19 protein-coding genes and 1 pseudogene are annotated in these 25,629 nt (G+C 73.8%); 8 read left to right on the top strand and 12 right to left on the bottom strand.

Features of this window, described 5'->3' with window-relative positions:
• Positions 1 to 19: 19 nt before the first annotated feature.
• Positions 20 to 1,177 carry a PP2C family protein-serine/threonine phosphatase gene (locus H299_RS0101910; protein WP_027747028.1) on the bottom strand — a complete coding sequence of 386 codons (1,158 nt, stop codon included), beginning with the start codon at positions 1,175 to 1,177 and terminating at the stop codon, positions 20 to 22.
• Between the two features lie 174 nt (positions 1,178 to 1,351).
• Between H299_RS0101910 and H299_RS0101905 the strand changes: the two genes are divergently transcribed.
• Positions 1,352 to 2,590, top strand: a complete 1,239-nt coding sequence (locus H299_RS0101905) for a GNAT family N-acetyltransferase (RefSeq protein WP_027747027.1) — start codon at positions 1,352 to 1,354, stop codon at positions 2,588 to 2,590.
• A gap of 166 nt (positions 2,591 to 2,756) precedes the next feature.
• On the opposite strand, the gene H299_RS0101900 is transcribed toward H299_RS0101905, so the two are convergent.
• The 3 genes from H299_RS0101900 to H299_RS0101890 form a co-directional block, all read right to left on the bottom strand.
• On the bottom strand, positions 2,757 to 3,605 hold the full coding sequence (locus H299_RS0101900) for a DNA-formamidopyrimidine glycosylase family protein (RefSeq protein ID WP_027747026.1): 849 nt from the start codon (positions 3,603 to 3,605) through the stop codon (positions 2,757 to 2,759).
• 7 nt (positions 3,606 to 3,612) lie between these two features.
• Positions 3,613 to 4,104, bottom strand: a complete 492-nt coding sequence (locus tag H299_RS0101895) for a ribose-5-phosphate isomerase (protein WP_027747025.1) — start codon at positions 4,102 to 4,104, stop codon at positions 3,613 to 3,615.
• Positions 4,105 to 4,168: 64 nt separating this feature from the next.
• Entirely contained in the window at positions 4,169 to 4,786 is a 618-nt protein-coding gene (locus H299_RS0101890; RefSeq protein WP_027747024.1) for a biotin transporter BioY, read from the bottom strand.
• Positions 4,787 to 5,029: 243 nt separating this feature from the next.
• Here H299_RS0101890 and H299_RS0101885 point away from each other — a divergent pair, with 243 nt between their 5' ends.
• Complete coding sequence (locus H299_RS0101885) at positions 5,030 to 6,436, top strand: amino acid permease (RefSeq protein WP_027747023.1); 1,407 nt, start codon at positions 5,030 to 5,032, stop codon at positions 6,434 to 6,436.
• A 126-nt stretch (positions 6,437 to 6,562) separates the two neighbouring features.
• A complete protein-coding gene (locus tag H299_RS0101880; RefSeq protein WP_027747022.1) occupies positions 6,563 to 7,204 on the top strand; it encodes a superoxide dismutase in 642 nt (213 codons plus the stop codon).
• A gap of 121 nt (positions 7,205 to 7,325) precedes the next feature.
• On the opposite strand, the gene H299_RS0101875 is transcribed toward H299_RS0101880, so the two are convergent.
• The gene (locus H299_RS0101875) at positions 7,326 to 7,955 is read right to left on the bottom strand and encodes a mycothiol-dependent nitroreductase Rv2466c family protein (protein ID WP_027747021.1); all 630 of its coding nucleotides are present in this window, start codon (positions 7,953 to 7,955) and stop codon (positions 7,326 to 7,328) included.
• A gap of 235 nt (positions 7,956 to 8,190) precedes the next feature.
• Here H299_RS0101875 and pepN (H299_RS0101870) point away from each other — a divergent pair, with 235 nt between their 5' ends.
• Positions 8,191 to 10,797, top strand: coding sequence for an aminopeptidase N (pepN, locus tag H299_RS0101870; protein ID WP_027747020.1), 2,607 nt, complete (start codon positions 8,191 to 8,193; stop codon positions 10,795 to 10,797).
• 165 nt (positions 10,798 to 10,962) lie between these two features.
• Positions 10,963 to 12,078: a hypothetical protein gene (locus H299_RS0101865; RefSeq protein ID WP_027747019.1), complete on the top strand. Its 1,116-nt coding sequence runs from the start codon at positions 10,963 to 10,965 to the stop codon at positions 12,076 to 12,078.
• A gap of 56 nt (positions 12,079 to 12,134) precedes the next feature.
• Here H299_RS0101865 and H299_RS0101860 read toward each other — a convergent pair whose 3' ends face one another.
• Complete coding sequence (locus H299_RS0101860; RefSeq protein ID WP_027747018.1) at positions 12,135 to 13,295, bottom strand: serine hydrolase domain-containing protein; 1,161 nt, start codon at positions 13,293 to 13,295, stop codon at positions 12,135 to 12,137.
• An 82-nt stretch (positions 13,296 to 13,377) separates the two neighbouring features.
• Positions 13,378 to 15,174, bottom strand: coding sequence for a TIGR03767 family metallophosphoesterase (locus H299_RS31655; protein ID WP_078512380.1), 1,797 nt, complete (start codon positions 15,172 to 15,174; stop codon positions 13,378 to 13,380).
• Between the two features lie 445 nt (positions 15,175 to 15,619).
• Here H299_RS31655 and pepN (H299_RS0101850) point away from each other — a divergent pair, with 445 nt between their 5' ends.
• Entirely contained in the window at positions 15,620 to 18,214 is a 2,595-nt protein-coding gene (gene pepN / locus H299_RS0101850; protein WP_027747017.1) for an aminopeptidase N, read from the top strand.
• Between the two features lie 28 nt (positions 18,215 to 18,242).
• Here pepN (H299_RS0101850) and H299_RS0101845 read toward each other — a convergent pair whose 3' ends face one another.
• The 4 genes and pseudogenes from H299_RS0101845 to H299_RS0101835 all read right to left on the bottom strand — a co-directional run bounded on the left by H299_RS0101845 (position 18,243) and on the right by H299_RS0101835 (position 19,891).
• Positions 18,243 to 18,908, bottom strand: a complete 666-nt coding sequence (locus H299_RS0101845; protein WP_027747016.1) for a response regulator transcription factor — start codon at positions 18,906 to 18,908, stop codon at positions 18,243 to 18,245.
• A gap of 80 nt (positions 18,909 to 18,988) precedes the next feature.
• Positions 18,989 to 19,211 (bottom strand): annotated as a pseudogene (locus tag H299_RS40125) (GNAT family N-acetyltransferase); the annotation flags it as partial.
• Positions 19,212 to 19,310: 99 nt separating this feature from the next.
• Positions 19,311 to 19,523 carry a hypothetical protein gene (locus tag H299_RS0101840; protein WP_486587125.1) on the bottom strand — a complete coding sequence of 71 codons (213 nt, stop codon included), beginning with the start codon at positions 19,521 to 19,523 and terminating at the stop codon, positions 19,311 to 19,313.
• 107 nt (positions 19,524 to 19,630) lie between these two features.
• Entirely contained in the window at positions 19,631 to 19,891 is a 261-nt protein-coding gene (locus tag H299_RS0101835; RefSeq protein WP_027747014.1) for a hypothetical protein, read from the bottom strand.
• Between the two features lie 438 nt (positions 19,892 to 20,329).
• Between H299_RS0101835 and H299_RS0101830 the strand changes: the two genes are divergently transcribed.
• Complete coding sequence (locus H299_RS0101830) at positions 20,330 to 23,575, top strand: glycoside hydrolase family 84 protein (protein ID WP_486587116.1); 3,246 nt, start codon at positions 20,330 to 20,332, stop codon at positions 23,573 to 23,575.
• Between the two features lie 58 nt (positions 23,576 to 23,633).
• Here the strand turns inward: H299_RS0101830 and H299_RS0101825 are convergent, their stop codons facing one another.
• A complete protein-coding gene (locus H299_RS0101825; RefSeq protein WP_027747012.1) occupies positions 23,634 to 24,173 on the bottom strand; it encodes an HNH endonuclease in 540 nt (179 codons plus the stop codon).
• Positions 24,174 to 24,603: 430 nt separating this feature from the next.
• Here H299_RS0101825 and H299_RS0101820 point away from each other — a divergent pair, with 430 nt between their 5' ends.
• Positions 24,604 to 25,599, top strand: a complete 996-nt coding sequence (locus tag H299_RS0101820; RefSeq protein WP_027747011.1) for a mechanosensitive ion channel family protein — start codon at positions 24,604 to 24,606, stop codon at positions 25,597 to 25,599.
• The last annotated feature ends 30 nt before the right edge of the window (positions 25,600 to 25,629 follow it).

Genomic DNA, 25,629 nt, shown 5'->3' with positions numbered 1-25,629 from the left:
GCGGCAGCGTCCCCGGTGGTCAGTCGCGGGAGATCAGCAGCAGCGCGCGGTCGTCGTTGACGTCCTTGGCGACGGCCTCGATCAGGTGCCAGGCCGCGCCGTCGAAGCCGGAGGTCACGTAGCGGTCGGCCTCGCCGGTGAGGCGGTCGATGCCCTCGGACAGATCGCTCCCTGCGGTCTCGATCAGGCCGTCGGTGAAGAGCATCAGCATGTCGCCGGGCCGGAGCGTGCCCTTGACCGGGTCGAACTGGCCGCCGTCGTAGACGCCGAGCAGCGGCCCCTCCCCCGACTTCTCCTCCCAGCGGCCGGTGCCTCCCGAGCGCTGGAGCGCGGGGACGTGGCCCGCCGAGAACAGCTCGTAGTCGCCGGTGTCCAGGTCCAGCACGAGGTGGACGGAGGTGGCGAAGCCCTCGTCCCAGTCCTGGCGGAGGAGGTAGCCGTTGGCCGCCGGGAGGAAGGCGTGCGGCGGCAGCGAGCCCAGCAGGCCGCCGAAGGCCCCGGAGAGCAACAGCGCCCGCGAGGCCGCGTCCATGCCCTTGCCGGACACGTCGGTCAGGACGACCTCGAACGTACGGTTGCCCTGCCCGGTACGGGCGGCCACCACGAAGTCGCCGGAGAAGGACTGCCCGCCCGCCGGGCGGAGCGACATCTCCCGGTGCCAGCCGCGCGGCACGGGCGGCAGCTTGCTCTGCACCCGGATGCGTTCGCGCAGGTCGAAGAGCATGGTGCCGCCGCGCCGCCACGGCACTCCCACCCGGCTGCGGAACTGGGCGACCAGCAGCCCGGAGAGCCCGACCGCCGCCACCGCCAGGATGGTGCCCGGGGTGACCCGCCCGGCACCGTCGCCGTAGGGGGCGAGCGCCGCCGACTCCACCATCAGGCCGACAGCCGCGGCGGCGTACAGCGCGAGCAGACTGGCGGGGCGCAGCAGGAGCCCGCCCGCGATGATCGGCAGGACCAGGGCTTCGGGTGCGCACCAGAGCGGCTGGAGGATGGTGGCGCAGGTCAGGGCGGGGACGGTGAGCATCAGGACGCCGAGGGCGAACCAGTCGGAGCCGCTGCCGCGGAAGTAGTCGACGGCGGATCTGCGCAGGCTGGTGCGGACCCGGTGCCACGCCTTGTGCGCCTTGACCGTCCGGGCCGCCTGGGGAGCGGGTTCCACTCGACGTGCCGCCATGTTCTGGAACTTTATCGACACCTCCACACGCACGTCGATTCCCGGGGTGGTGCGGGGTGTTCGCGGTGCGGCTGCCCCGAGAGGCGCGCGCTGCCTTGTGCGCCGGGCGGGCGCCGGGCGGGCGGTACGCAAAACCGTTCGCCCCGCTGGACGCCGCTTGATAGGGAGTACGTCATGACGACTCACCTCCGCGTACTGCGCCGGTCGGACCTCGACAGCTGGTTCGAGGTGCTCGGCCTCGCCTTCGGCAGCGGCTTGCAGGACCCCGAGGACCTCCGGAAGTGGCGGGGCCTGGCCGAGCCCGACCGCTCCCTCGCGGCCTGGGACGGCGCTGAACTGGTGGGCACCGCGGGGGCGTTCAGCTTCCGCATGACCGTGCCCGGCGGCGTGGCGGTGCCCACCGCCGGGGTCACCATGGTGAGCGTCAAGCCCACCCACCGGCGCCGCGGGGTGCTGCGCGCGATGATGCGGCGGCAGCTGGACGACGTGCGGAGCTGGGGCGAGTCGCTGGCGGTGCTGACGGCCTCCGAACCGGAGATCTACGGCCGGTTCGGCTACGGCGTCGCGAGCGAGCAGCTGACCGCCCGTATCGACACCACGCGGGTACGGCTGTCGATGCCCGAGGGCGCGGACGAGTTGCGGCTACGGCTCGTACCGCCGAGGGACGCGGAGGTGTCGCGGGCGTGCGAGGAGCTGTACGCGCGACGGGTCCCGCTGCGGCCCGGCATGCTGGAGCGGCGGCCGGGCTGGGAGGGCGTCCCGCTGCACGACCCGGAGCGGGGCCGCGCGGGCGCGTCCGCGATGCGCTGCGTCCTGGCCGAACGGGAGGACGGCGAGCTGCGCGGGTACGCGCGGTACGCGGTGCGCAGCGACTCGGACTCCGCCGGGCCGCAGGGCGAGGTGCTGCTGCGGGACATGGAGGCGCTGGACCCGGCGGCGCTCGCGGCGCTGCTGCGCCACCTGTTCGACCTGGACCTGACCTCCTGGCTGTCCATCGCCGGCCGGCCGGTCGACGACCCGTGGCTGCATCTGGTCTCCAACACGCGGCGGTGCGGCCTCGGCGTCCGGGACCACCTGCACCTGCGGCTGGTGGAGGTGGGCGCGGCTCTCGCGGCCCGCACCTACGCGGCCCCCGTCGACGTGGTCCTCGAGGTGGCGGACGCCTTCTGCCCCTGGAACGAGGGGCGCTGGCGGCTGACCGGCGACACCGGGGGCGCGCGCTGCGTACGTACCGACGACGCGCCCGATCTGGCCCTTTCGGCAGGGGAGTTGGGCGCCGTCTACCTCGGCGGGCCGTCGCTGGCGGCGCTGGGCGGAGCGGGCCGGGTGCGGGAGCTGCGGCCGGGCGCGCTGGCGGAGGCGGCGCGCGCGTTCCGGAGCGAGACCGCGCCGTGGGCGCCGCACGGCTTCTGACCCCCCCCCGGGGGGGGAGGAGGCCGGAGCGGCAACGATCCGGTTCCCGCCCGCAGGCGTGTGACGTGGTCCGCTTCCGGCGCCTTCACCGAGCGGCTGCGGATGCGCCAGGCCGCCGCCGGAGGATCGACGCCGCCGCCCGCCGGGGATCGCGGACCAGGCCGCGTCAGCGGTGCTGGCAGTCCGGGCACCAGAAGAGGTTGCGTGCGGCAAGCTCGGCGGTGCGGATCTCGGCGCCACACAGGTGGCAGGGCATGGCGGCGCGGCGGTAGACGTACACCTCGCCGCCGTGGTCGTCCACCCGCGGCGCACGGTTCATCGCCTCGGGGGTGTGCTCGGGGCGCACGGTGTCGATGCGGCCCAGCCGCACGCCCTCCCGCATCAGCGCGGCCAGGTCGGCCCACACGGCGTCCCACTCGGCGCGGGTGAGGTCGCGCCCGGCGCGGTAGGGGTCGATGCCGTGCCGGAAGAGCACCTCGGCGCGGTAGACGTTGCCGACCCCGGCGATGACCTTCTGGTCCAGCAGCAGCGCGGCGACGGTGGTGCGGCTGCGGGATATCCGGGCCCAGGCGCGGTCCGGTTCGGCGTCGGCGCGCAGCGGATCGGGGCCGAGGCGCGCGAGGACGGCCTGCCGCTCGTCCTCGGTGATCAGCGAGCAGCGGGTGGGGCCGCGCAGGTCGGCGTACGCCTGGGAGGTGGCCAGCCGCAGCCGTACCTGGCCGACCGGGGCGGGCGCCGGGCCCGTGCCGAAGCGGAAGGTGCCGTAGAGGCCGAGGTGGATGTGCACCCAGCCGAGCGCCCGGGCGTGGCCGTCGGGGCCGCCGGAGCCGCCTGCGCCGCCGAAGCCGAGGAAGAGGTGCTTGCCGTGCGCCTCGGCCGCGCGCAGCGGCCGGCCGTCCAGGAGCGCGGCTCCGTCGGCGAACCTGCCCTGCGGGCTGGACGCCGCCACCGCCCGGCCGCCGAACTCCTGCCGGTGATCGGCGGCCAGCCGGTGGATGGTGTGCCCCTCGGGCATGGCCGCCTCAGCCCTCCTGGGCGGGGTGGTGGGCCGGGATGGGCGGGAGGGCACCGGTCAGTTCGTAGGCGGAGAGCATCTCGATCCGCCGGGTGTGCCGGTCCTCGCCCGAGTAGTGGGTGTTCAGGAAGGTCTCGACGAACTTCACGGCCTCGTCGGTGCTGTGCATCCGGGCGCCGATGCTGACCACGTTGGCGGCGTTGTGCTCACGGCCGAGCGCCGCCGTCTGCTCGCTCCAGGCCAGGGCGCAGCGCACGCCGCGCACCTTGTTGGCCGCGATCTGCTCGCCGTTGCCGGAGCCGCCGATGACGATGCCCAGGGACTCGCTGTCGGCGGCGGTGCGTTCGGCGGCACGGAGGCAGAAGGGCGGGTAGTCGTCCTGGGCGTCGAAGACGTGCGGCCCGCAGTCGACGGGGTCGTAACCCGCGGACTCCAGCCATTCGACGAGGTGGTTCTTGAGTTCGTAGCCGGCGTGATCGGAGCCGAGGTAGACGCGCATGCAGGGAGTGTAATTCGCCGCCAGGGCGGGGCGGACCGGCCGGTCCGGCCCGCCCCGCTGGCCGTCAGTCGCGGTCGAGACCTCGGTCGCGGTCGCCCAGCAGCTTCCACGCCGCGGGCAGCGCGCCCATCGCCAGCGCGGCCTTGAGCGCGTCGCCGACCAGGAAGGGCACCAGCCCGGCGGAGATGGCCTCGCCCGCCGACATGCCGGTGGCCAGCGCCAGGTAGGGCACGCCCACGCCGTAGGTCAACGCCATGCCGACCGCCATCGTCCCGGCCGTACGGACCATGCCGCGGTCGCCGCCCCGCCTCGCCAGCGCGCCGACGACCGTCGCGGCCAGCAGCATGCCGAGGAGGTAGCCGAACGAGGGCATCGCAGCGCCGGAGGACGCCTCGGTGAACCACGGCACCCCGGCGACGCCCGCCAGCACGTACAGCGCCATCGACAGGAAGCCGCGCCGGGCCCCCAGCGAGGCGCCCACCAGCAGGGCCGCGAAGGTCTGGCCGGTGACCAGCACCGGGGAGCCCGGGACGGGCACGGCGAGTTGGGCGGCGACACCGGTCAGGGCCGCGCCGCCGAGGACGAGCGCCGCGTCGCGGACCTGGGCCCGCCCGGCGCTGGAGGCGGGCAGCACATCGGCCAGGACGGCGCCGGGGCGGACGGTGGTGACCTGGATGCTCATCGGTGGCTCCGCTTCACGGGGACGGGCACGAACGGTGCGTGCGGGAGACGGGAGGTGCGGGACCGTTCGACGTTAGCGGACGCGCGCGGTGTTCTCCCCGTGAGGTTGCCGACACCGGGCGGGCAAACCCCTCAGTGGGATGGGTCACACGGGCATTGCCCCCGCCCGTACGTGCTGCCGACACTGTGCCCGATGCTGGAATGATCTCCCCCGACCTCCCCCCACGGAACGGTTCCCCCACCCATGACCGCCACCGGAAAACCCCCCGCCGATCCTCCTGCCGAACCCTCGGCGCCGTCGCAGCCCGGCAGCCTCACGCACGGCCTCAAACAGCGCCACCTCTCCATGATCGCGCTCGGCGGCGTCATCGGCGCCGGGCTCTTCGTCGGCACCGGCGAGGCCATCTCCGCGGCCGGACCCTCCGCCGTGCTCGCGTACGCCACCTCCGGCCTGCTGGTCATGCTCGTGATGCGGATGCTGGGCGAGATGTCCGCCGCGCATCCGGCCTCCGGATCGTTCTCGGTGCACGCGGAGCGGGCGATCGGGCCGTGGGCGGGCTTCACCGTGGGCTGGATCTTCTGGGGCCTGCTGTGCGTGGCCGTCGCCGCCGAGGCGATCGGCGCGGCGGACATCATGACGGGCTGGTTCCCGGGCACCGACTCCTGGATGTGGGTCGCGCTGTTCATGCTGGCCTTCTGCGCCACCAACCTCACCTCGGTGCGGAACTACGGCGAGTACGAGTTCTGGTTCGCCCTGGTAAAGGTCCTGGCGATCGTGGCCTTCCTGGTGCTGGGCCTGCTGGCCGTGCTGGGCCTGCTGCCCGGCACCGACTCGCCCGGCACCTCGCACCTCACCGGCAAGGGCGGCTTCTTCCCCACCGGGGTCGACGGGCTGATCGTCGGACTGCTCGCGTCGATCTTCGCGTACGGCGGCCTGGAGACGGTGACCATCGCCGCCGCCGAGTCCGAGAACCCGGTACGCGGCGTCGCCAAAGCGGTGCGGACGGCCATGTGGCGGATCGCGGTCTTCTACGTCGGCTCGGTGCTGGTCATCGTCACGCTGGTCGACTGGAACGACGAGGCCGTGGCGGGCGGGCCGTACGCCGCCACGCTGGACCAGCTGGGTATCCCGGCCGCGGCCCAGGTGATGGACGTGGTGGTGCTGCTCGCGCTGCTCTCCGCCATGAACGCCAACATCTACGGCGCCTCGCGGATGTCCTACTCGCTGATCTCGCGCGGTGAGGGCCCCGCCTTCTTCGGCCGCGTCACCGGCGGCGTACCGCGCCGCACCGTACTGGCCTCCTCCGCCTTCGGCTTCTTCGCGGTGCTGCTGAGCTACGTGTGGCCGGAGACCGTCTTCTTCTGGCTGCTGAACATGGTGGGCGCGGCGGTGCTCGTCGTCTGGGGCTTCATCGCCGTGGCACAGCTGCGCACCCGGCGCAGGCTGGAGCGGGAGGCGCCCGAGAAACTGGTGGTGCGGATGTGGTTCTACCCGGTGCTGACCTGGGTGGCGCTGGCCGCGATGGCCGGAATCCTGCTGCTGATGCTGCGCGAGGAGGAGACGCGGACGCAGCTGTACTTCACGGCCGGGCTGACGGTGGCGCTCACGGTGATCGGCCTGTTCCGCCAGCGGGCGGCCGCCCGGCGCTGACGGGCGCGGAAGAAACGTCGGCGGGGCGGTCCGGGGTGCCGGGCCGCCCCGCTTTCGCGTGCCTTGTTGCTGCTAACGTCCTCTTGCAAGTAACTTGCAATAAGGAACGGCCGGAGGGACAGAAGCATGGCGACCTACTCACTCCCGGAGCTCCCGTACGACTACGCGTCGCTCGAGCCGGTGATCAGTGGCGAGATCATCGAGCTGCACCACGACAAGCACCACGCGGCGTACGTGAAGGGGGCGAACGACACCCTGGAGCAGCTGGCGGAAGCCCGCGACAAGGACGCGTGGGGCTCGATCAACGGCCTGGAGAAGAGCCTGGCCTTCCACCTCTCCGGGCACATCCTGCACAGCATCTACTGGCGGAACATGGCCGGTGACGGCGGCGGCGAGCCGCTGGAGAAGGACGGCACGGGCGAGCTGGCGGACGCCATCGCCGAGTCCTTCGGCGGCTTCGCCCGCTTCAAGGCGCAGATGTCCAAGGCCGCGGCCACCACCCAGGGCTCCGGCTGGGGCGTGCTGGCGTACGAGCCGGTGAGCGGGCGGCTGGTGGTGGAGCAGGTCTACGACCACCAGGGGAACGTCGGGCAGGGCTCGGTTCCGCTGCTCGTCTTCGACGCCTGGGAGCACGCCTTCTACCTCCAGTACCGCAACCAGAAGGTCGACTTCGTCGAGGCGATGTGGCGGGTCGTCGACTGGCAGGACGTCTCCCGCCGCTACCAGGCCGCCAAGGAGCGCGCCGACGTGCTGCTGCTGGCGCCCTGAGGGTTCCGGGTACCTCCTGCCTCGTGATCGTCTTCTCACCGTTCACCGGCAGGCGGAGAAGAAGGGGACGGCCCCCGTGTGGACGTGACACACGGGGGCCGTCCCTGCTCATCGCGCGCGGTCAGTCGAACTGCGGCTCCGCGTCCCTGGTCCGCTTCAGCTCGTAGAAGCCCGGCGTGGACGCCACCAGCAGCGTGCCGTCCCACAGCCGGGCGGCGGCCTCCCCCTTGGGCACGGGGGTGACGACCGGGCCGAAGAAGGCGATCTGCTCCCCGGCGGCGCCCGGCACCGCGATGACCGGGGTGCCCACGTCCTGGCCCACCAGGTCGATGCCCGTCTTGTGCGAGGCGCGCAGCTCGGTGTCGTACGCGTCCGAGTCCGCGGCGTCCGCCAGCTCACCGGGCAGTCCGGCCTCCTCCAGGGCGGCGGCGACGGTCTCCCGGGTCTGCTCCAGGCCCTGGTTGTGGAAGCGGGTGCCCAGCGCCTCGTACAGCGGGCCCAGCACCTGGCTGCCGTGCTGCTGCTCGGCGGCGATGCACACCCGCACGGGCCCCCACCCGCGCGTCATCAGCTCCCTGTACTGCTCGGGGATGTCGTCCAGCTTCAGCTCGTTGAGCACCGAGAGGCTCATGACGTGCCAGCGGACCTCGACCTCACGGAGCTTCTCCACCTCGAGCATCCAGCGCGAGGTCATCCAGGCCCACGGGCAGATCGGGTCGAACCAGAAATCGACAGGGGTCTTCTCAGACATATGCCGTGCTCTCCTCATGAGTAAGTCGGCCCATGACATCACCTTGCCGCAGAACACGTGTCCCGGCTGGCCCATTCCCCCTGTGTGCCCGGCTCAGCGCGCGTGCGATGCTGACCTCCGGTGTCCAGTGTCCGGATTCCGAGACTCCAGGTGAGAGACCCGAAGTTCCCGGGATTCGCGGACACGGCCTCCGGATACGGAAGAAGCCAGTGAAGCGAGACGAGGGAGTCACGTCGTGCCCGGTGAGAATCTGACCCGCGACGAAGCGCGGCAGCGTGCCAGGCTGCTGTCGGTGGACGGGTACGAGGTGGCGCTCGACCTGCGCTCCGCGCTCGCTCCGGCGCCGCAGGGCGCGGCGCGGACGTTCCGCTCGACGACCACCCTCCGCTTCCGGTGCGCCGAGCCGGGGGCCACGACCTTCGTCGACCTGGTCGCCCCCTCCGTCCACTCCATCACGCTGAACGGCCGCCCGCTCAACCCGGACACCGCCTTCGACGGCACCCGGGTGACCGTGCCGGAACTGGCCGCCGAGAACGAGCTGGTGATCGACGCCCGCTGCGCGTACAGCCGCACCGGCGAAGGCCTGCACCACTTCGTCGACCCGGAGGACGGCGAGGTCTACCTGTACACGCAGTACGAGCCCGCCGACGCCCGCCGCGTCTTCGCCAACTTCGAACAGCCCGACCTCAAGGCCCCGTTCGACTTCACGGTGACCGCGCCCGCGCACTGGACGGTGCTCAGCAACGGCGCGCGCGAGGGCGAGCCCGCCCCGGCCGACGGCGACGCCCTGGTATGGCGCTTCGCCCGGACCCAGCCGATCTCGACGTACATCACCGCGGTCGTCGCCGGCCCGTACCACCAGGTCACCGACAGCTACCGGCGGGTGTTCGCGGACGGCACCGAGCTGGAGATCCCGCTCGGCGCGTACTGCCGCAAGGGCCTGGCCCGGCACTTCGACGCCGAGGACGTCTTCGAGGTCACCAAGCAGGGGCTGGACTTCTTCCACGACCACTTCGACTTCCCCTACCCCTTCGGCAAGTACGACCAGGCGTTCGTGCCGGAGTACAACATCGGCGCGATGGAGAACCCGGGCTGCGTCACCTTCCGCGAGGAGTTCGTCTTCCGCGGCAAGGTCACCGAGGCGGCGTACGAGCGCCGGGCGAACGTCATCCTGCACGAGATGGCGCACATGTGGTTCGGCGACCTGGTCACCATGGAGTGGTGGGACGACCTGTGGCTCAAGGAGTCCTTCGCGGACTTCATGGGCACCTTCTCGCAGGTCGGGGCGACCCGCTTCCAGGACGGCTGGATCACCTTCGCCAACCGCCGCAAGTCCTGGGCGTACCGCGCTGACCAGCTGCCCTCCACACACCCGGTCACCGCCGACATCCACGACCTGGAGGACGCCAAGCTCAACTTCGACGGCATCACCTACTCCAAGGGCGCCTCGGTGCTCAAGCAGCTGGTGGCGTACGTGGGCCGGGACGCCTTCCTGGAGGGTGCGCGGCGCTACTTCAAGCGGCACGCCTGGGGGAACACCCGGCTCGGCGACCTGCTGTCCGTGCTGGAGAGCACCTCCGAGCGGGACATGGGCGCCTGGTCCAAGGCATGGCTCCAGACGGCCGGGGTCAACTCGCTGACCCCGCAGGCGACCTACGACGCCCAGGGCCGGATCACCGAGCTGGCCGTCCTCCAGGAGGCGCCCGAGGCGCACCCGGTGCTGCGCCCGCACCGCGTCGCGGTGGGTCTCTACCGGCGCGAGGCCGCCGAGGGCGCGTTGGTGCGCTACGCCCGCGCGGAGATCGACGTCACCGGCCCGCGCACGGTCGCCGCCGAACTGGCGGGCGCCGAGCGCCCCGACCTGATCCTGGTCAACGACGACGACCTCACGTACTGCAAGATCCGCTTCGACGAGGTGTCGCTGCGCACCCTGCGCGACCACCTGGGCGAGATCACCGACCCGCTCAGCCGCGCGCTGTGCTGGTCCGCCCTGTGGAACCTGACCCGCGACGGGCTGATGCCCGCCCGCGACTTCCTCTCCCTCGTGCTGCGCTTCGCCGGCCAGGAGAGCGGCGTCGGGGTCCTCCAGATGCTGCACGCCTGGGCGCAGGCCGCGCTCGAGCACTACACGATGCCCGCGCGGCGTGCGGAGGCGACCAGGGAACTGGCCGAGGGCGCCCTCGCCCAGCTGCGGCGCGCCGAGCCGGGCAGCGACCACCAGCTGGCGTGGGCGCGCTTCTTCGCCTCGCTCGCGGAGAGCGAGCACGATCTCCAGCTGCTGGACGGCCTGCTGGCCGGGACCGCGCGGGTGGACGGGCTGGCGGTCGACCAGGAGCTGCGCTGGTCCTTCCTGCTGCCGCTGGTGGCGCACGGGGCGGCCGATGCCTCGGCGGTGGCGGCGGAGCTGGCCCGCGACGACACCGCCTCCGGCAAGCGGCACGAGGTGCGCTGCCTGGCCGCGCGGCCCTCGGCCGAGGTCAAGGCGGCGGCGTGGGCGGCGGTCGTGGAGTCCGACCAGCTCTCCAACGCCCTGGTGGAGGCGACCATCGCGGGCTTCGCGCAGCCCGGCCGGCAGGAGCTGACGGCGCCGTACACGGGCCCGTACTTCGAGGCGATCGAGGAGATCTGGCGGACGCGTTCGATCGAGACGGGAATGGCCGTCGTACGCGGGCTGTACCCGGCGGCTCAGGGCGACCAGGAGACGGTGGACGCCACCGAGCGGTGGCTGGCCGGGCACCGCGACGCGGCGCCCGCGCTGCGGCGGCTCGTACTGGAGGCGCAGGACGACCTGATCCGGGCGCTGCGGGCACAGGAGTGCGACGCGCGGGCGGGCACGGACTGACGCGCGGCGGTGCCGGGGCGGGTGCGTGCCAGGGCGGCGGTTCGGCCGAAGGGGTGAACCTGCTCGGCAGTCGAACTCCCGTACTTTAGGACGGTGTTGTCCGGCTTTGTCGACGACCCTGTAACAGGGGTTAGGAGGCGCCCGGCGGGCGGGCATCGCGGGGACATGACGCCAGACACACCGCCCACCCGCCTCTCCCCCGGCCCGAACGGCCCGAACAGCTCGAACGGCCCCAGCGGCCCGCGCCACGGCACCCGCCGCCAGGTGCTGGACACCCGCGCCCTGCGCGCGCACGGCGTGTCCGCCACCGCGGCCGGTGAGCGCTGCCGTCCCGGCGGCCCCTGGCAGATGCTGCTGCCCGGCGTCTACCTGCTGCACCACGGCCCGCCCACCAGCGACGAGCGGCTGCGCGCCGCCCTGCTGTACGCGGCCCGCCGCCCGCTGCCCCGCCGGGCGGCCGAGTCCGAGGCCGCCCGGCTCCCGGCACAGCCGGGCCCGCACCGCGGCACGGGCGGGGTGCCCGAGCCCGTACCCGCCGCGCCGGAGGCGCAGATCACCGGGCTGGCGGCGCTGACCCTGCACGGCTTCGCCACCGCGCCGCCGCTGCCGGCCCTGGAGCGGCTCGACGTGCTGCTCCCGCGCACCCGCAGGCTCCGCTCGGCGGGCTTCGTACACCTCGTACGGGTCCAGGTGATGCCGCAGCCCCAGGAGATCACCGGACTGCCGGTGGCTCCGGTCGCCCACGCACTCGCCGACGCGGTGGCCGGGCTGACCGACCCGGTCACCGTCCGCCGCCTGCTGACCGAGGCCGTGCGCGACCGCCACTGCGAGGCCGCCGCCGCCGTACGGGAGCTGGACCGCACCGGGGCCCTGGACCGGCCCGAGGTGGCCGAGGCCGTGGACGTGCTGCTCGCGGAGGACCGCGCGGACGCCGAGGGCGACCTGTACGCGCTGGTGCGCGCGTACCAGCTCCCCGACCCCTGCTGGAACGTGGGCCTGCGGCTTCCGTGCGGTCCCGGTCTGGGCACACTGGACGCCTACTGGCCCGTCGAGGGCGTCGCCGTGGAGATCGCCCGCGCACCGCTGCCGGGCCAGGACGCGCGCTGGGCGGAGCACGCCCGCAAGCGGGAGTCGCTGGAGGGGCTGGGGATCACGGTCGTGCACCTGACCCCGGAGAAGCTGCGTGCCTCGCCCCGGCAGCAGGCGGCAGTGGTACGGACGGCGCTGATGGCCGCCGACGACCGCGAGCCCGTGACACCCGTCCTGGTGCTGCCGCGGTGACCACTCCGGCGCGCCGCGGCGCCGCCGCCGGCCCCGCCTCAGCCGCCGGCCCCGCCTCAGCCGCAGTACTCGGCCTCCAGCACCTCGCGGCCCCAACCGGACCAGCCCGCGTCGGTGTTGGCGTGGAACGCCACGGCGTGACCGCCCTCCCGGGTCGTGAAGGCGAGCGCGCCGGAGCCGTGGATACCGCCCTCATGGCCCCACACCGTGGTCCCGCACGAGAGCCTCCGCTCGCTCAGGCCCAGGCCGTACCGCTCCCCCGCGCCCTCTCCGCCCTTCGCGCCCGTGTCCGAGGTCGGCACCGTCGCGGTCATCTCGCGCAGCTGCGCGGGCGGCAGCAGGCGTCCGCCCAGCAGCGCGCGGAAGAAGGCTGTCAAATCGGCGGCCGAGGAGATCATCTCGCCGGAGGCCCCGGCCAGGGACGGGTTCAGCTCGGTGACGTCGTACAGCGGCGGGTTTCGGCGCTCGTCGCGGAAGAGGGCGGAGTAACCGCGGCCGTGCGGGGAGGGCAGCGTCGTCGCGGAGCCGGGCAGGGAGGTGTCCGCCAGCCGCAGCGGGCCCAGAATGCGGCGCTCGACCTCTTGGGCGTAGCCGCGGCCGGTGACCGCCTCGACGACCATCCCGGCGAGCACGTAGTTGGTGTTGGAGTACCGCCAGCCGGTGCCGCTCGCGAACTCCGGCGGATGCGTCATGGCCGTGCGCACGAGCCCCGCCGGGGTGTGCCCGTCGTAGCGGTGCGCGGGGAACCCCGGGCTCAGCAGCCGGCCGCGGAAGGCGGGGGCGTCGGTGTAGTCGAAGACGCCGCTGGTGTGGTTGAGCAGCTGGCGCACGGTGACGCGGCGGCCGTCGTGGCCCCGGCCGCGCACCACGCCCGGCAGCCAGCGCTCGACCGCGGCGTCCAGCACCAGCCGCCCCTCCGCGACGAGTTGGAGGATGACGGTGGCGACGAAGGTCTTGGTGACGCTGCCGACGCGGAAGCGCTCCACCGCCCGCCGGGGCGCGCCCGTACGCCGGTCCGCGACGCCCGAGGCCCCCTGCCACGCCCCGTCGCCGTCCTCGGACCGGGCCAGCACGCCGGGTACGCCGTCGGCGACGGCGGCGGTCAGGACGTCCTGGGTGCGCCCATGGCTCCGGTCGAGGGCGGCCGAGGAGGTGACGGAGACCGCGACGAGCAGCGCGACGGTCACCAGGCTCACCGAAGGTCTGCGCAGCGACATGGCTGCCGACCCTACGGGACCGCCACCGGTGTTCGGCGTGTCCGCCGCATCCGCCGCACCGGCCGTGTCCGCCGCCGCGCCCCTACCGGGGCTTCCGCAGCAGCAGTTCGGTGTTGCGGTCGCCCGGCTCGCCCGCCAGCGCCGTACGCCTGCCCGGCGCGTTGAACGCCAACTCCCGGTAGAGGGAGGCCAGGCCCGGCTGGGAGAGGTCGCCGGGGCCGGTGCCGTAGGAGGCCGCGGACTCGATGAGCGTGGTGAAGAGCGAGAGCGTGCCGTCGCCGTTGTCGGCCAGTTCGACCGTACGGGCCAGCTGCGGGAAGTCGATGTGCGAGGCGGTGGTGATCTCCCAGAAACTGCCGTGCGGGGTCACAGCGTTGCGGTGGCTGTGCCCGTTGATCCAGGCCAGCACCTGCGGGTTGCGCCGGAGCAGCGAGAGCAGTTCGGGGCCGCCCTGCGGGGTGGAGCCGGAGGTGTGGTGGCTGAAGAGGAGCACGTAGTCGTCCCGGTGTGCCCACAGCCGCCGCTCCAGCCAGCGCAGTTGCTCCGCGCCGAGCGCGCCCTCGTAGTGGCCGCCGGGACGGGTGGTGTCCAGGCTGACGCCGACCACGCGGTCGGAGATGCGGAAGGAGTAGTAGAGCCGGTCCTCGGCGAGGTTCTCCTCGGTGTAACCGTGGCCGGCCGGGCCGGGGCCGGTGAAGCGGGGATCAAGGTGGGCCGTCAGGTAGCCGCGCCGGGTGAACGGCGCGCGCCGCGGGTCGGGCGTGACGGTCCGCTGCTGCGCGCGGTGCGTGCGCAGCAGCTCCCGGAACAGGTCGCCCCGGGGGTCACGCCCCTCGCGCACCCGCTTCCACAGTGCGGCGCCCTCGGCACGGGGAAGGCTGAAGAGCTTCTTGTCGCCGACCGCGTAGTCGCTGAAGAAGCCGTCGCCGGACGCGTAGCAGCCCCCGGGCAGGACGTCGTGGTTGCCGACGGTCGAATACCAGGGCAGGGCCAGGCCGGGGCTGTTGACCTCACGCAGCGCCGCCCGCAGGAAGCCGTCCAGGCGCGGGAAGCCCAGCTGCTTGTCGGCGTCGCGCAGACCGGACTCGGGCTGCCAGTAGAGCTTCAGGCCGCTGTCCTGCACCCCCTCGTACGCCTGCGGGTCGCCGGTGTTCGGGGTGATCCGGCCGCCGCTCATCGCGGTGAGGAACCACTCCAGCTCCGCCTGGCAGTTGTTGTCGGTGTTGTCGCCCGTGGTCATGACGAAGGAGAGCGGCGCGCCGGTGGCCGGGCCGCCGCGCAGCGCGTTGACCCGCTCGACGAGCGAGACGGCGCCGGCCACCGAGAGGGCCTCCTGGGGGCGCCAGGCGCTGGCGGTCTCGGCGCGCAGGTACTCGTAGCGCAGCGGGTGCTGCACGTCCACCACGTGCAGGTCGGTGAACTGCACGAAGGAGGCGAGCGCGGTACGCCGTCCGGCGCGTGCCCCGGTGGCGGCGGCCAGGTCCGTACGCACGACGCGCGGCCAGCCCCGTCCCTGGGCGAGCCCCCGGTAGCCGGTGGCGCCGCGCGGCACGGCGACGGCGTTCAGCGTCGTCTGGGTGCGGGAGGTCCGCACGGCGGTGGCCGCGGCGGGCAGCCGCCGCGGGCCGGCGGCGGCGCGCGCGGCGGGCTTCGGCCCGGCGACGGCGGCACCGCCGCCCGGACCGACCGCGAGGCCGAGACCGGCCGCGGCTCCGGCGGCGCCCGCGGCGCCGAGCAGGGTGCGCCGGTCGAGCGCGCGGCGGCGGCCGCGGCGGGCCGCGGGCGTACGGGGGTGGGAGCGGTCGGGGGTCGGCGCGGGTGTGGGGTCGGTGCTGCCGCTGTCTTCCGTACGGCCGCCGTAGCTGTGGCTGCGGGACATGCGCGGTCTCCCGAGTGCGAACGCGAGGTGTGCGGACGAGGCGGTCCCCGCCCCACTCGGGATGCTTGGCAGCGGGGATGGCCTGCGCTTTAACGGTGCCGGAACGCCCGACGCCCATCACCGCTCTTGGATCACCGCTCTTCGCTGCCGCCACGTACCGCTTCCCGCGCGGTGCGTTGCCGCTCACCGGGAGTTCATCCGGGGCTCGCGGGGCGGGCGCGGGCCGGGCGCGCGGCGCCGCGCGGCGGGGGACGGGAGACGGCGGCCCTCGGAGGCGGGGGAATTCACACCGGCGCACGGGTACCGCATGGAAGGATGGCCAGGGCGGGTTTCCCGGAAACGCGCCTTGAGGGCTGTCCCGTAATTCCTGGTGGATGACGCGAGCCCGCCGGGAGTTACGGGACAGCCCTCAGCTACCAAAGGTGCAGGAAAGGGAGATGAACACGTGCCTGGGACGAATCTGACCCGCGCGGAAGCACAGGAGCGCGCGCGGCTGCTGACCGTGGACGCGTACGACATCGAGCTGGATCTGAGCGCCGCGCAGGAAGGGGGGACGTTCCGCTCGGAGACCACGGTGCGCTTCGACGCCGCCGAGGCCGGGGACACCTTCATCGACCTGGTGGCGCCCGCCGTGCGCGAGATCGAGCTGGACGGCCGGGCGCTGGCGCCCGCCGCGGTGTTCGCCGACTCGCGGATCGCGCTGGAGGGGCTCGGCGCCGGACCGCACGAGCTGCGCGTCGTCGCGGACTGCGCGTACACGAACACGGGCGAGGGCCTGCACCGCTTCGTGGACCCGGTGGACGAGCAGGCGTATCTGTACACCCAGTTCGAGGTGCCGGACGCGCGGCGGGTGTTCGCCAGTTTCGAGCAGCCCGATCTGAAGGCCGCCTTCCGCTTCACCGTGCGGGCCCCGGAGGGCTGGACGGTGATCTCCAACTCGCCGGCCCCGGCCGAGGGCGCCGACGCCTCGGGCGTCTGGCGCTTCCCGCCGACACCGCGCATCTCCACCTACATCACGGCCGTGATCGCGGGCCCGTACCACAGCGTGCACAGCACCTGGGAGGGCGCGGACGGGCGCAGCGTGCCGCTGGGCATCTACTGCCGTCCCTCGCTGGCCGAGTTCCTGGACGCGGAGGACATCTTCGCCGTCACCCGGCAGGGCTTCGACTGGTTCCAGGAGAAGTTCGACTACGCCTACCCCTTCGCCAAGTACGACCAGCTCTTCGTGCCCGAGTTCAACGCCGGGGCGATGGAGAACGCGGGCGCGGTGACCATCCGCGACCAGTACGTCTTCCGCTCCAAGGTGACCGACGCCGCCTACGAGATGCGCGCCGAGACGATCCTGCACGAGCTGGCGCACATGTGGTTCGGCGACCTGGTCACCATGGAGTGGTGGAACGACCTGTGGCTCAACGAGTCGTTCGCCACCTACACCTCCATCGCCTGCCAGGCGGACGCGGCGGGCAGCCGCTGGCCCCACGCGTGGACCAGCTTCGCCAACTCGATGAAGACCTGGGCCTACCGCCAGGACCAGCTGCCCTCCACCCACCCGATCATGGCGCAGATCCGCGACCTGGACGACGTCCTGGTCAACTTCGACGGGATCACCTACGCCAAGGGCGCCTCGGTGCTCAAGCAGCTCGTCGCCTACGTGGGCCCGGAGGAGTTCTTCCAGGGCGTGCAGCGCTACTTCAAGCAGCACGAGTGGGGCAACACCCAGCTCTCCGACCTGCTCGGCGCGCTGGAGCAGACCTCCGGCCGGGACCTGAAGACCTGGTCGAAGGCGTGGCTGGAGACGGCGGGGATCAACGTGCTGCGCCCGCTGGTCGAGACGGAGCCCGGCCCCGACGGTGACGTCCTCACCCGCGTCGCGGTCCGCCAGGAGGCCCCCGCGCTGCCCGCCGGGGCGACCGGCGCGCCGACGCTGCGCCCGCACCGGATCGCCGTGGGCACCTACGACCTGGTGGACGGCTCCCTGGTGCGCACCGACCGGATCGAGCTGGACGTCGACGGCGAGCTGACCGAGGTGCCGCAGCTGGCCGGCCGCCCGCGCCCGGCCGTCATCCTGCTCAACGACGACGACCTCTCGTACGCCAAGGTCCGCCTCGACCCCGAGTCGCTCGCCCAGGTCACCCGGCACCTCGGGGACTTCGCCGAGTCGCTGCCGCGGGCGCTGTGCTGGGCCTCCGCCTGGGACATGACGCGGGACGGCGAACTGCCCACCCGCGACTACCTGGAGCTGGTGCTCTCCGGCATCGCCAAGGAGTCCGACATCGGCGTGGTGCAGTCGCTCCAGCGCCAGGTGCGGCTCGCCCTGGACCTGTACGCGGCACCCGACTGGCGGACGACCGGGCTGGCGCGCTGGTCCGAGGCCGCCCTCGAGCAGCTGCGGGCCGCCGAGCCGGGCAGCGACCACCAGCTGGCCTGGGCCCGCGCCCTGGCGGGGACCGCCCGCACCGACGAGCAGCTGAGCCTGCTCGCCGGTCTGCTGGAGGGCTCGGAAAGCGTGCCGGGTTTGGCCGTCGACACCGACTTGCGCTGGACGCTGCTGCTGCGGCTGGTCGTGATGGGGCGCGCGGACGACAAGGAGATCGCGGCGGAGCTGGAGCGGGACGCGACCTCGGCGGGCGAGAGGCACGCCGCCGCCGCGCGCGCGGCACGGCCCACGGCCGAGGCCAAGGCCGCCGCGTGGGCGTCGGTGGTGGAGGACGACAAGCTGCCCAACGCCCTCCAGGAAGCGGTCATCTCCGGCTTCGTGCAGACCGACCAGCGCGAGCTGCTGGCGCCGTACACGGCGAAGTACTTCTCGGCGCTCAAGGGCGTCTGGGAGTCGCGCAGCCACGAGATGGCCCAGCAGATCGCCGTCGGGCTCTACCCGTCGCCGCAGGTGCGGAAGTCCACGCTGGAGGCCACGGACGAGTGGCTCGCCGCGGCCGAGCCGAGCGCGGCGCTGCGGCGGCTGGTCACCGAGTCCCGGGACGGCGTCGAGCGCGGGCTGCGCGCGCAGTCCGCGGACGCGGCGGCGGGCCGCACGCGCTAGCGGCCGACGGCCGCCCGCCGACGGCCGCTCACCCGCGGCCGTCGGCGGGTGGCCCGCCCGGGCGGGTCAGCAGCCCGCGCTCCAGGGCCACCACCACCGCGCGGGTCCGGTCGCTGACCTCCAGCTTGGCGAACGTCCGCAGCAGATGCGTCTTGACGGTGGCCTCGGCGATCACCAGCCGCCGACCGATCTCGGCGTTGCTGAGCCCGTCCGCCACCGCGCGCAGCACATCGGCCTCCCGGGCCGTCAGCGCGGCCGTCGCGGGCCGTCGCATCCGGGCCACCAGCTTCTCGGCGACGCGGGGCGCGAGCACCGTCTCGCCGCGCGCCGCCGCGCGGATCGCGTCCACCAGCGCCTCCCGAGTGGTGTCCTTGAGCAGATAGCCGATGGCCCCGGCCTCGACGCCGCGCTCGATATCGGCGTCAGTGTCGTACGTCGTGAGAATCAGCACCCTGGTGCGAGGGTGGCTGCGCGCCATCTCGGCCGTGGTGGCCACGCCGTCCAGCACCGGCATCCGCAGATCGATCAGGGCGACGTCCGGGGCGAGCCGCTCCACGAGGCCGATCGCCTCCCGGCCGTCACCCGCCTCGCCCACGACCTCGATGCTGCTCTCCGGGGCCAGCAGCGCGATCACCCCGGCGCGCATCACCTGATGGTCGTCCACCACGAGCACCCGCAGCCTGCCGGTCTCCATCGCCCACCTCCCCGTCCCAGGACACCCATCCTGTCCGCCGGACCGCCACCCGCACCAGCCACTGCCGGTGGAATCCCCCGTCAACCGACCGGTGGACCCACGTGCCGCCAGTCCGCGCGGTCCGGGGCGTACTCGACCTCGCCGTGCTCGGAGCCCTCGATGGCCTCCGGCCAGGACCAGAAGTAGGTATACAGGTAAACGTGGCCGTGACCCGCTGGACGCCGAGCGTGCTGAAGCCCCGGTGGATCAGGGCGCGGGAGCCTCCGTGGCGTAGCCGTTGCCCCAGGCGCAGCGGTGCAGCCGGGGTGTACGCAGGAAGACGCGCACGCCCCGAGCATCACAGCGTGCCGACGGCCCGGCCACCCGTTTTCGTACGGGACCGGGCCGGGCTTCGGGCCGTGCTCAGGCGTTCGGCTGTTTGCGTGACTTCTCGCCGACCACGACGAGGCCCGCGATCACCACGAAGAGCAGGATCGGCAGGCCGACGTAGATGCCGAGCGTCTCGATGACGCTCAGACCCGGCCCCGGGTCGTCGCCGTCGTCGCGGAAGGCGAAGGCGGGAGACGACAGGAGCAGCGGGAGGACCGTCCCGGCGGCGAGAGTGCCGGCGCGCATCGCGTTCTTCTTGTTTGCCACGCCCACAACGTAACCAATGGACCCGCGAGTCGCGCGGCCGGGGTGCCCCAGCGCGGCGTGGCGTCGCGTCAGTCGCCTCAGTCGCGTCAGATGTCGGCCGACTCGGTGCCCAGGCCGGTGCCGGTCGGCTCGCTGGTCAGCGGCAGCTCGGCGGCGATGGGCAGCTCGCTGGTCAGCGGGGCGACGTCGGCGAGCGGCGGCTCGCTGGTCAGCGGTGGCTCCGGGTACCCGATGGAGCACGAGCCGTCCAGTCCGGAGTCCGGGTCGGACACACCGGAGAGGTCTACCGGCTCGTGCCCCTGTTTGGGGAGGGGGCTGGTCATCAGAAGCTGCGCGGACGTGGCCACTGCGGGCCTCCGTTCGTGGACGGTGGTGGTCAAATTCTGCCCTACCCAGCCTGCGGGCGCGCAGACGTGCACGGGGGAGGAACGTGGCCCACCTCACGTTTGTTCCGCAGGCGATTTGCCGGTGACGGACGCCACAGGGCGCAGAGAGTCCGGCGCCGCCGGGCTCCGAGATCCAGGATTTCCGCGACCGTCACTGTGTGTCACCGCACGTCACGGCTCTCCATGCCGCCCCCGCAACAGCCGCCGGGCACTCCGGAGAGCGGACATGGGGGCCATTACCGCCACCCTCGTTGACAGGCCCTCGCGCGCGGTGATGGGCTCGGGACTTCCCGGCGGACCTGCACGGACGCCCGCGCGCCCCAACACGGGCGGGCGGGCTCGTACGGGCTGGACACGCCCGGCCCGTACACGAGCAGCGAGCACACCAGGAGGAGCCGCGTGCAGTCCCCGCGCAGTGACGGGTTCGACGGGACCTCGGGCACGGCCCCCGTCCCGGCGCGGCCCGCCCGTGCCCGGCACGCGCGCGTGACGCGCGGCGCCCGCCGGATGAGCGCGACGGCGCTGGTGGCCGCCGTCGTAGGCGGTCTGCTCAGCGGCGCACCCGCGGCCCAGGCGGCGCCCGGTGACGGGGACACGCCCACCGCACCCGACGGCGAGCGCACCGGCGAGGGCGCGGCGCCCGCCGTGTGGCCGCGCCCGCAGTCGATGCGCGAGGGCGGCGAGTTCGTCCCCGTCGGCCGGGAGGTCACCCTCGTGGCGGCGGCCGGCACCGACCCGTACGCACTGCGGACCGTACGGGACACGCTGCGCGAGGCGGGCGCCCGCACGGTGCACGAAGTGCGGCCCGGCGCTCCGCTGCCGCCCGGGGGCACGGTGGTCAGGGTGGGTTCCGAGGCGGCCGACGGCGCGCTGCGCGAGCTGTCCGCCCCCGCCCAGGGCGACCTGCCCGCGGGCGGCTACCGGCTGGCGGTCGGCCGGGCCGGCGGGCGCGGCACCGTCGCCCTTTCCGGACGGGACGGCGACGGGCTCTTCCACGGAGCGCAGACCCTGCGGCAGCTGGTCACCGGCCGGGCGGGCACCCAGGGCGCCGAGAGCGCGCACGGCACCGCCGGTTTCGCGGGGGTGACCGTGCGGGACTGGCCCACCGCCGCCGTCCGCGGCGTGACCGAGGGCTTCTACGGCGAGCCGTGGACCCACCAGGAGCGGCTGGCACAGCTCGACTTCCTGGGCCGCACCAAGCAGAACCGCTTTCTCTACGCGGCCGGCGCCGACCCGTACCGCCAGGCGGCGCGCTGGCGCGACCCCTACCCCGCCGAGCAGCGCGCCGAGTTCCGCGAGCTGGCGCACCGGGCCGAGCAGAACCACGCGGTGCTCGGCTGGGCCGTCTCCCCCGGGCAGGCGATGTGCTTCTCCTCGACGGGCGACCGCCGGGCACTGCTGCGCAAGCTGGACGGGATGCGGGCGCTGGGCGTGCGCGCCTTCCAGCTCCAGTTCGACGACGTGAGCTACGAGGAGTGGCACTGCGGGGAGGACGCCGCGAAGTACGGCACCGGCCCGGAGGCCGCCGCCCGCGCACAGGCCGAGCTGGCCAACGCGGTGGCCAGGCACCTCGCGCGGCGGGGCGGCGAGGGGGGCGGCGGGGATGACGGGAGCGGGCGGGGCGGCGGCGTCGAACCGCTGTCCGTGCTGCCGACGGAGTTCTACCAGGAGGGCAGCACCGCCTACCGCGAGGCGCTCGCCCGCGCCCTGGACGACGGGGTCGAGGTGGCGTGGACGGGCGTCGGCGTCGTGCCGCGCACCATCACCGGCGGCGAACTGGCGGACGTACGGAAGGCGTACCCCGACCACCCGCTGCTGACCATGGACAACTACCCGGTCAACGACTACGCGCCCGAGCGCCTCTTCCTGGGCCCGTCCCAGGGCAGGGAGCCCGCGGTGGCCACCGGCTCGTCGGCCGTGCTCTCGCACGCCATGCAGCAGCCGACCGCCTCCCGGATCCCGCTGTTCACCGCTGCGGACTTCGCCTGGAACGCCCGCGGCTACCGGCCGCAGGAGTCCTGGCAGGCCGCGGTCGCGGCGCTGGCGGGTCCCGACGAGCGCACCCGCGCCGCCGTGCACGCGCTGGCGGGCAACGACGCCTCCTCGATGCTCGGCGGCCAGGAGTCGGCCTACCTGCGCCCGTCGCTGCGGGACTTCTGGGCCGCCCTGGACGGCGCCGACCCGGCGGCCCTGGCCCCGGCCGCCGACCGGCTGCGCGCCGCGTTCCGCACCATGCGCGACGCCCCCGACGAGGTGCCCGCCCAGCTGGCGGCCGAGACCCGCCCCTGGCTGCGCAAGCTCTCCCGGCTGGGCGCGGCGGGCGAGGCCGCCGTGGACATGCTGACCGCCCAGGCCGCCGGGGACGGCGCCGCCGCCTGGGCCGCGCAGCAGCGGCTGCGCAAGTGGCAGGCGGAGGCGGCGAAGAGCGAGGTGACGGTCGGCAAGGGGGTGCTGCCCGAGTTCCTGGAGCGCGCGCTGAAGCGCTCCGCCCGGTGGACGGGCGCGGGCAAAGACGCGCTCAGGGGCGCGAAGGCGCGCGGCGGGCCACCCGCCCGCTCCGGCTCCTCGCTCCAGCACGCCGTCGACGGCGACCCGGCCACCGCGTACCGCTCCGCCGCCGCGCCCACCGGTGCGGTGCCCTTCCGGGGGCGCGGCGAGATCCCCGCGCCGCCCGACTCACTCACCGTCGACCTGCCGAAGGCCCGCGAGCTGGCGGCCGTCACCGTGCTCTCCGGCGGCGGCTCGGGCACCCGGGCCGACGTCGAGGCCCGGGTGCCGGGGAAGGGCTGGCAGCGGATCGGCCGGCTCTCGGACAGCGGCTGGACCCAGGCCGACGGGAAGGGCGTACGGGCCGACGCGCTGCGGCTGCGCTGGCAGGGCGGCTCCGAGCCGCCGGTCGTCCACGAGATCACCCCGTGGTACGCGGACGGGGACTCCGTCGCGCTCTCCCTGAGCCGGGAGGAGACCTACGCGTCGATCGGCGGCGGCCCGGCCGAGGTCGGCGTCGAGCTGGCCGGGCGCCGCCCCGCCGGGGTGAGCGGCGCGCTGCGGACGGAGGCCCCGGAGGGCTTCACCGTGCGCGCCCCCTCGCGGGTGGCCGTGCCGCGCGGCGCCACCGTCCGGGTACCGCTGGAGGTGACCGCCGGGCCGGACGTACGGCCGGGCACCTACCGGGTACCGGTCTCCTTCGAGGGACAGCGCCGCACCCTGGTCGTACGGGCCTTCCCGGCCACCGGCGGGCGGGACCTGGCCCGTGAGGCGAAGGCGTCCTCCTCAGCCGACGAGACACCGGACTTCCCCGCCTCCGCGGTCAACGACGGCCGTCGGGAGACCCGTTGGTCCTCGCCCGCGAAGGACGGCGAGTGGGTGCAGCTGGAGCTGGCACGGGCGACCCGGGTGGGCAAGGTGGTGCTGCGCTGGCAGGACGCCTACGCGAGCCGCTACCGCGTCCAGGTGTCACCGGACGGGCGGCGCTGGCGCACGGCCGCGACCGTACGCGAGGGCGCGGGCGGCGAGGAGACGCTGCGGATGGACGCCCCGGCCAACACCCGCTTCGTACGCGTGCAGGGGCAGCAGCGGGCGACGCGCTTCGGCTACTCGCTCTGGTCGGCCGAGGTGTACGCGGTGCGCGAGGACGCGCGCTGACGGTGTCCGGGCCGGGCCGGAGCATCCCGGCCCGGCCCGGACACACAAAAACCCGGTCTCAGGCAGGGACTCTGCCGTCGATCCGGGCGAGGTCGTCGTCCGCGCCGTACGGTTGCAGGTACGGCAACCAGCGCGGATCGCGGTGACCGGTGCCGATGATCCGCCAGGCCAGACCCGAGGGCGGCGCCGGCTGATGCCGCAGCCGCCAGCCGATCTCCGCGACGTGACGGTCCGCCTTGACGTGGTTGCAGCGGCGGCAGGCCGCCACCACGTTCTCCCAGGTGTGCTGCCCGCCCCTGCTGCGCGGCACGACATGGTCGACGCTGGTTGCGACACCACCGCAGTAGGCGCACCGCCCGCCGTCCCGGGCGAACAGCGCGCGGCGTGTGAGGGGGACGGGGCCGCGGAAGGGCACCCGTACGAATCGCTTGAGCCGCACCACGCTGGGTGCGGGTATGACACGGGTCGCGCTGTGCATCAGGGCGCCGGAGTCCTCAAGGCTGACGGCCTTGTCGTTGAGGACGAGTATCAGGGCGCGTCGGAGCGGTACGACACCGAGCGGCTCGTACGACGCGTTGAGGACCAGGACATGCGGCACGGTGCCTCCAGTTACGTCGTCGGCGCGTGGCTCGCGCCGTGACGATCTCCCCTCAGTGTGTCCTGAGCCCCGGTGGCCGCGCCACCACGACGGTGTAACGCACCGGGCGTGTTTTCCACCACACAGGGCATTTCGTCCGGCTGCGGGTACTCTCCTCCCCCGCCGCACGCCCGCGCCCGCTCCGGCGCGAACCGCGCCCGCGCCCGCGTACCGCCTGCGGGGGCGGTCCGGGCCGCGGCCGGGGGCGCAGCCGTGGTCGGGGCCTCGGTTGTGCGGAAGGTGGGCCATTAGTGTGGGCCATCGGTGTGCGTCCGCAGCGCGCGTCCACGGCCGGCGGCCCGCTTCGCCGCGCCGCGTGTGGCGCGCCTGCGTCGGCACCTCCCGTCCGCCGGCGCCTCTCGCGGGCGCGTCCCGCACGGAAGGTTCTGCTGTGTCCTGGTTGCTCGGTGCCACCCCGCCCCCCGACGGCACCACGTCCCTCGACGAGGCCCACGAGAAGGCCACGAACGCCGCGGGCTGGTTCGAGGAGAACTGGTCGAGCTGGCTGGCCGCCGGGCTGCGCATCTTCGTGATCCTGGCCATCGCCATAGTGCTGCGCTACGTCGTGCGGCGCACGATCAGCAAGTTCCTCCAGCGGATGAACCGCAACGCGGTGGCCGAGGCCAGCGGCAACGCGCTGCGCGGGCTGCTGGTCAACCACGAGCGGCGGCGGCAGCGTTCGGAGGCCATCGGCTCGGTGCTGCGCAGCGTCACCACCATGGTGATCATGGGCACGGCCGCGCTCATCGTGCTGTCCACGCTCGGCATCGACCTGGCACCGCTGCTGGCCAGCGCCGGCGTCGCGGGCGTCGCGCTGGGCTTCGGCGCGCGCAACCTGGTCACCGACGTGCTGACCGGCACGTTCATGCTCCTGGAGGACCAGTACGGCGTCGGGGACCGGATCGACGCGGGCGAGGCCACCGGGACGGTGCTGGAGATCGGCCTGCGGGTGACCAAGCTGCGCGGCCTGGACGGCGAGATCTGGTACGTGCGCAACGGCGAGATCAAGCGCGTCGGCAATCTCAGCCAGGGCTGGGCGACCGCCGCGCTGGACGTCCAGGTCCGGGCAAGCGCGGACCTGGACTCCGTACGGAAGGCCATCTCCACGGCCGGGGACGAGATGTCGAAGGCCGAGCCGTGGGACGAGCTGCTGTGGGCTCCGGTGGAGGTGCTCGGGCTGGACTCGGTGACGCTGGAAGCGATGGTGGTGCGCGTCTCCGTGCGGACCATGCCCGACGAGGCGCTCGGGGTCGCGCGGGAGCTGCGCTGGCGGATCAAGCGGGAGCTGGACCGGCGGGGAATCCAGATCGTGGACGACGAGTCGCTCGCACTGGAGGCGGGGCGGCTCTCGCTGGACAAGCCCGCCCGGGTTCCGCTGGAGAAGTGACGGGCGCGCCCCGCCGGAGCCCGGCACCGC

It is taken from the genome of Streptomyces sp. CNH287 (assembly GCF_000424825.1).
This window is presented reverse-complemented; position numbering and strand designations above follow the sequence as displayed.

What these genes read in the sequence shown, in the direction of transcription:
- H299_RS0101895 (WP_027747025.1), bottom strand. Translation starts at nt 4,104, where the DNA reads ATGCGCGTCTACCTCGGCTCCGATCACGCCGGCTACGAACTCAAGAAC.
- H299_RS0101865 (WP_027747019.1), top strand. Translation starts at nt 10,963, where the DNA reads ATGACGCCAGACACACCGCCCACCCGCCTCTCCCCCGGCCCGAACGGC.
- H299_RS0101845 (WP_027747016.1), bottom strand. Translation starts at nt 18,908, where the DNA reads ATGGAGACCGGCAGGCTGCGGGTGCTCGTGGTGGACGACCATCAGGTG.
- H299_RS0101910 (WP_027747028.1), bottom strand. Translation starts at nt 1,177, where the DNA reads ATGGCGGCACGTCGAGTGGAACCCGCTCCCCAGGCGGCCCGGACGGTC.
- H299_RS0101840 (WP_486587125.1), bottom strand. Translation starts at nt 19,523, where the DNA reads ATGCGCGCCGGCACTCTCGCCGCCGGGACGGTCCTCCCGCTGCTCCTG.
- H299_RS31655 (WP_078512380.1), bottom strand. Translation starts at nt 15,174, where the DNA reads ATGTCCCGCAGCCACAGCTACGGCGGCCGTACGGAAGACAGCGGCAGC.
- H299_RS0101900 (WP_027747026.1), bottom strand. Translation starts at nt 3,605, where the DNA reads ATGCCCGAGGGGCACACCATCCACCGGCTGGCCGCCGATCACCGGCAG.
- H299_RS0101905 (WP_027747027.1), top strand. Translation starts at nt 1,352, where the DNA reads ATGACGACTCACCTCCGCGTACTGCGCCGGTCGGACCTCGACAGCTGG.
- H299_RS0101885 (WP_027747023.1), top strand. Translation starts at nt 5,030, where the DNA reads ATGACCGCCACCGGAAAACCCCCCGCCGATCCTCCTGCCGAACCCTCG.
- H299_RS0101890 (WP_027747024.1), bottom strand. Translation starts at nt 4,786, where the DNA reads ATGAGCATCCAGGTCACCACCGTCCGCCCCGGCGCCGTCCTGGCCGAT.
- H299_RS0101880 (WP_027747022.1), top strand. Translation starts at nt 6,563, where the DNA reads ATGGCGACCTACTCACTCCCGGAGCTCCCGTACGACTACGCGTCGCTC.
- H299_RS0101875 (WP_027747021.1), bottom strand. Translation starts at nt 7,955, where the DNA reads ATGTCTGAGAAGACCCCTGTCGATTTCTGGTTCGACCCGATCTGCCCG.
- H299_RS0101860 (WP_027747018.1), bottom strand. Translation starts at nt 13,295, where the DNA reads ATGTCGCTGCGCAGACCTTCGGTGAGCCTGGTGACCGTCGCGCTGCTC.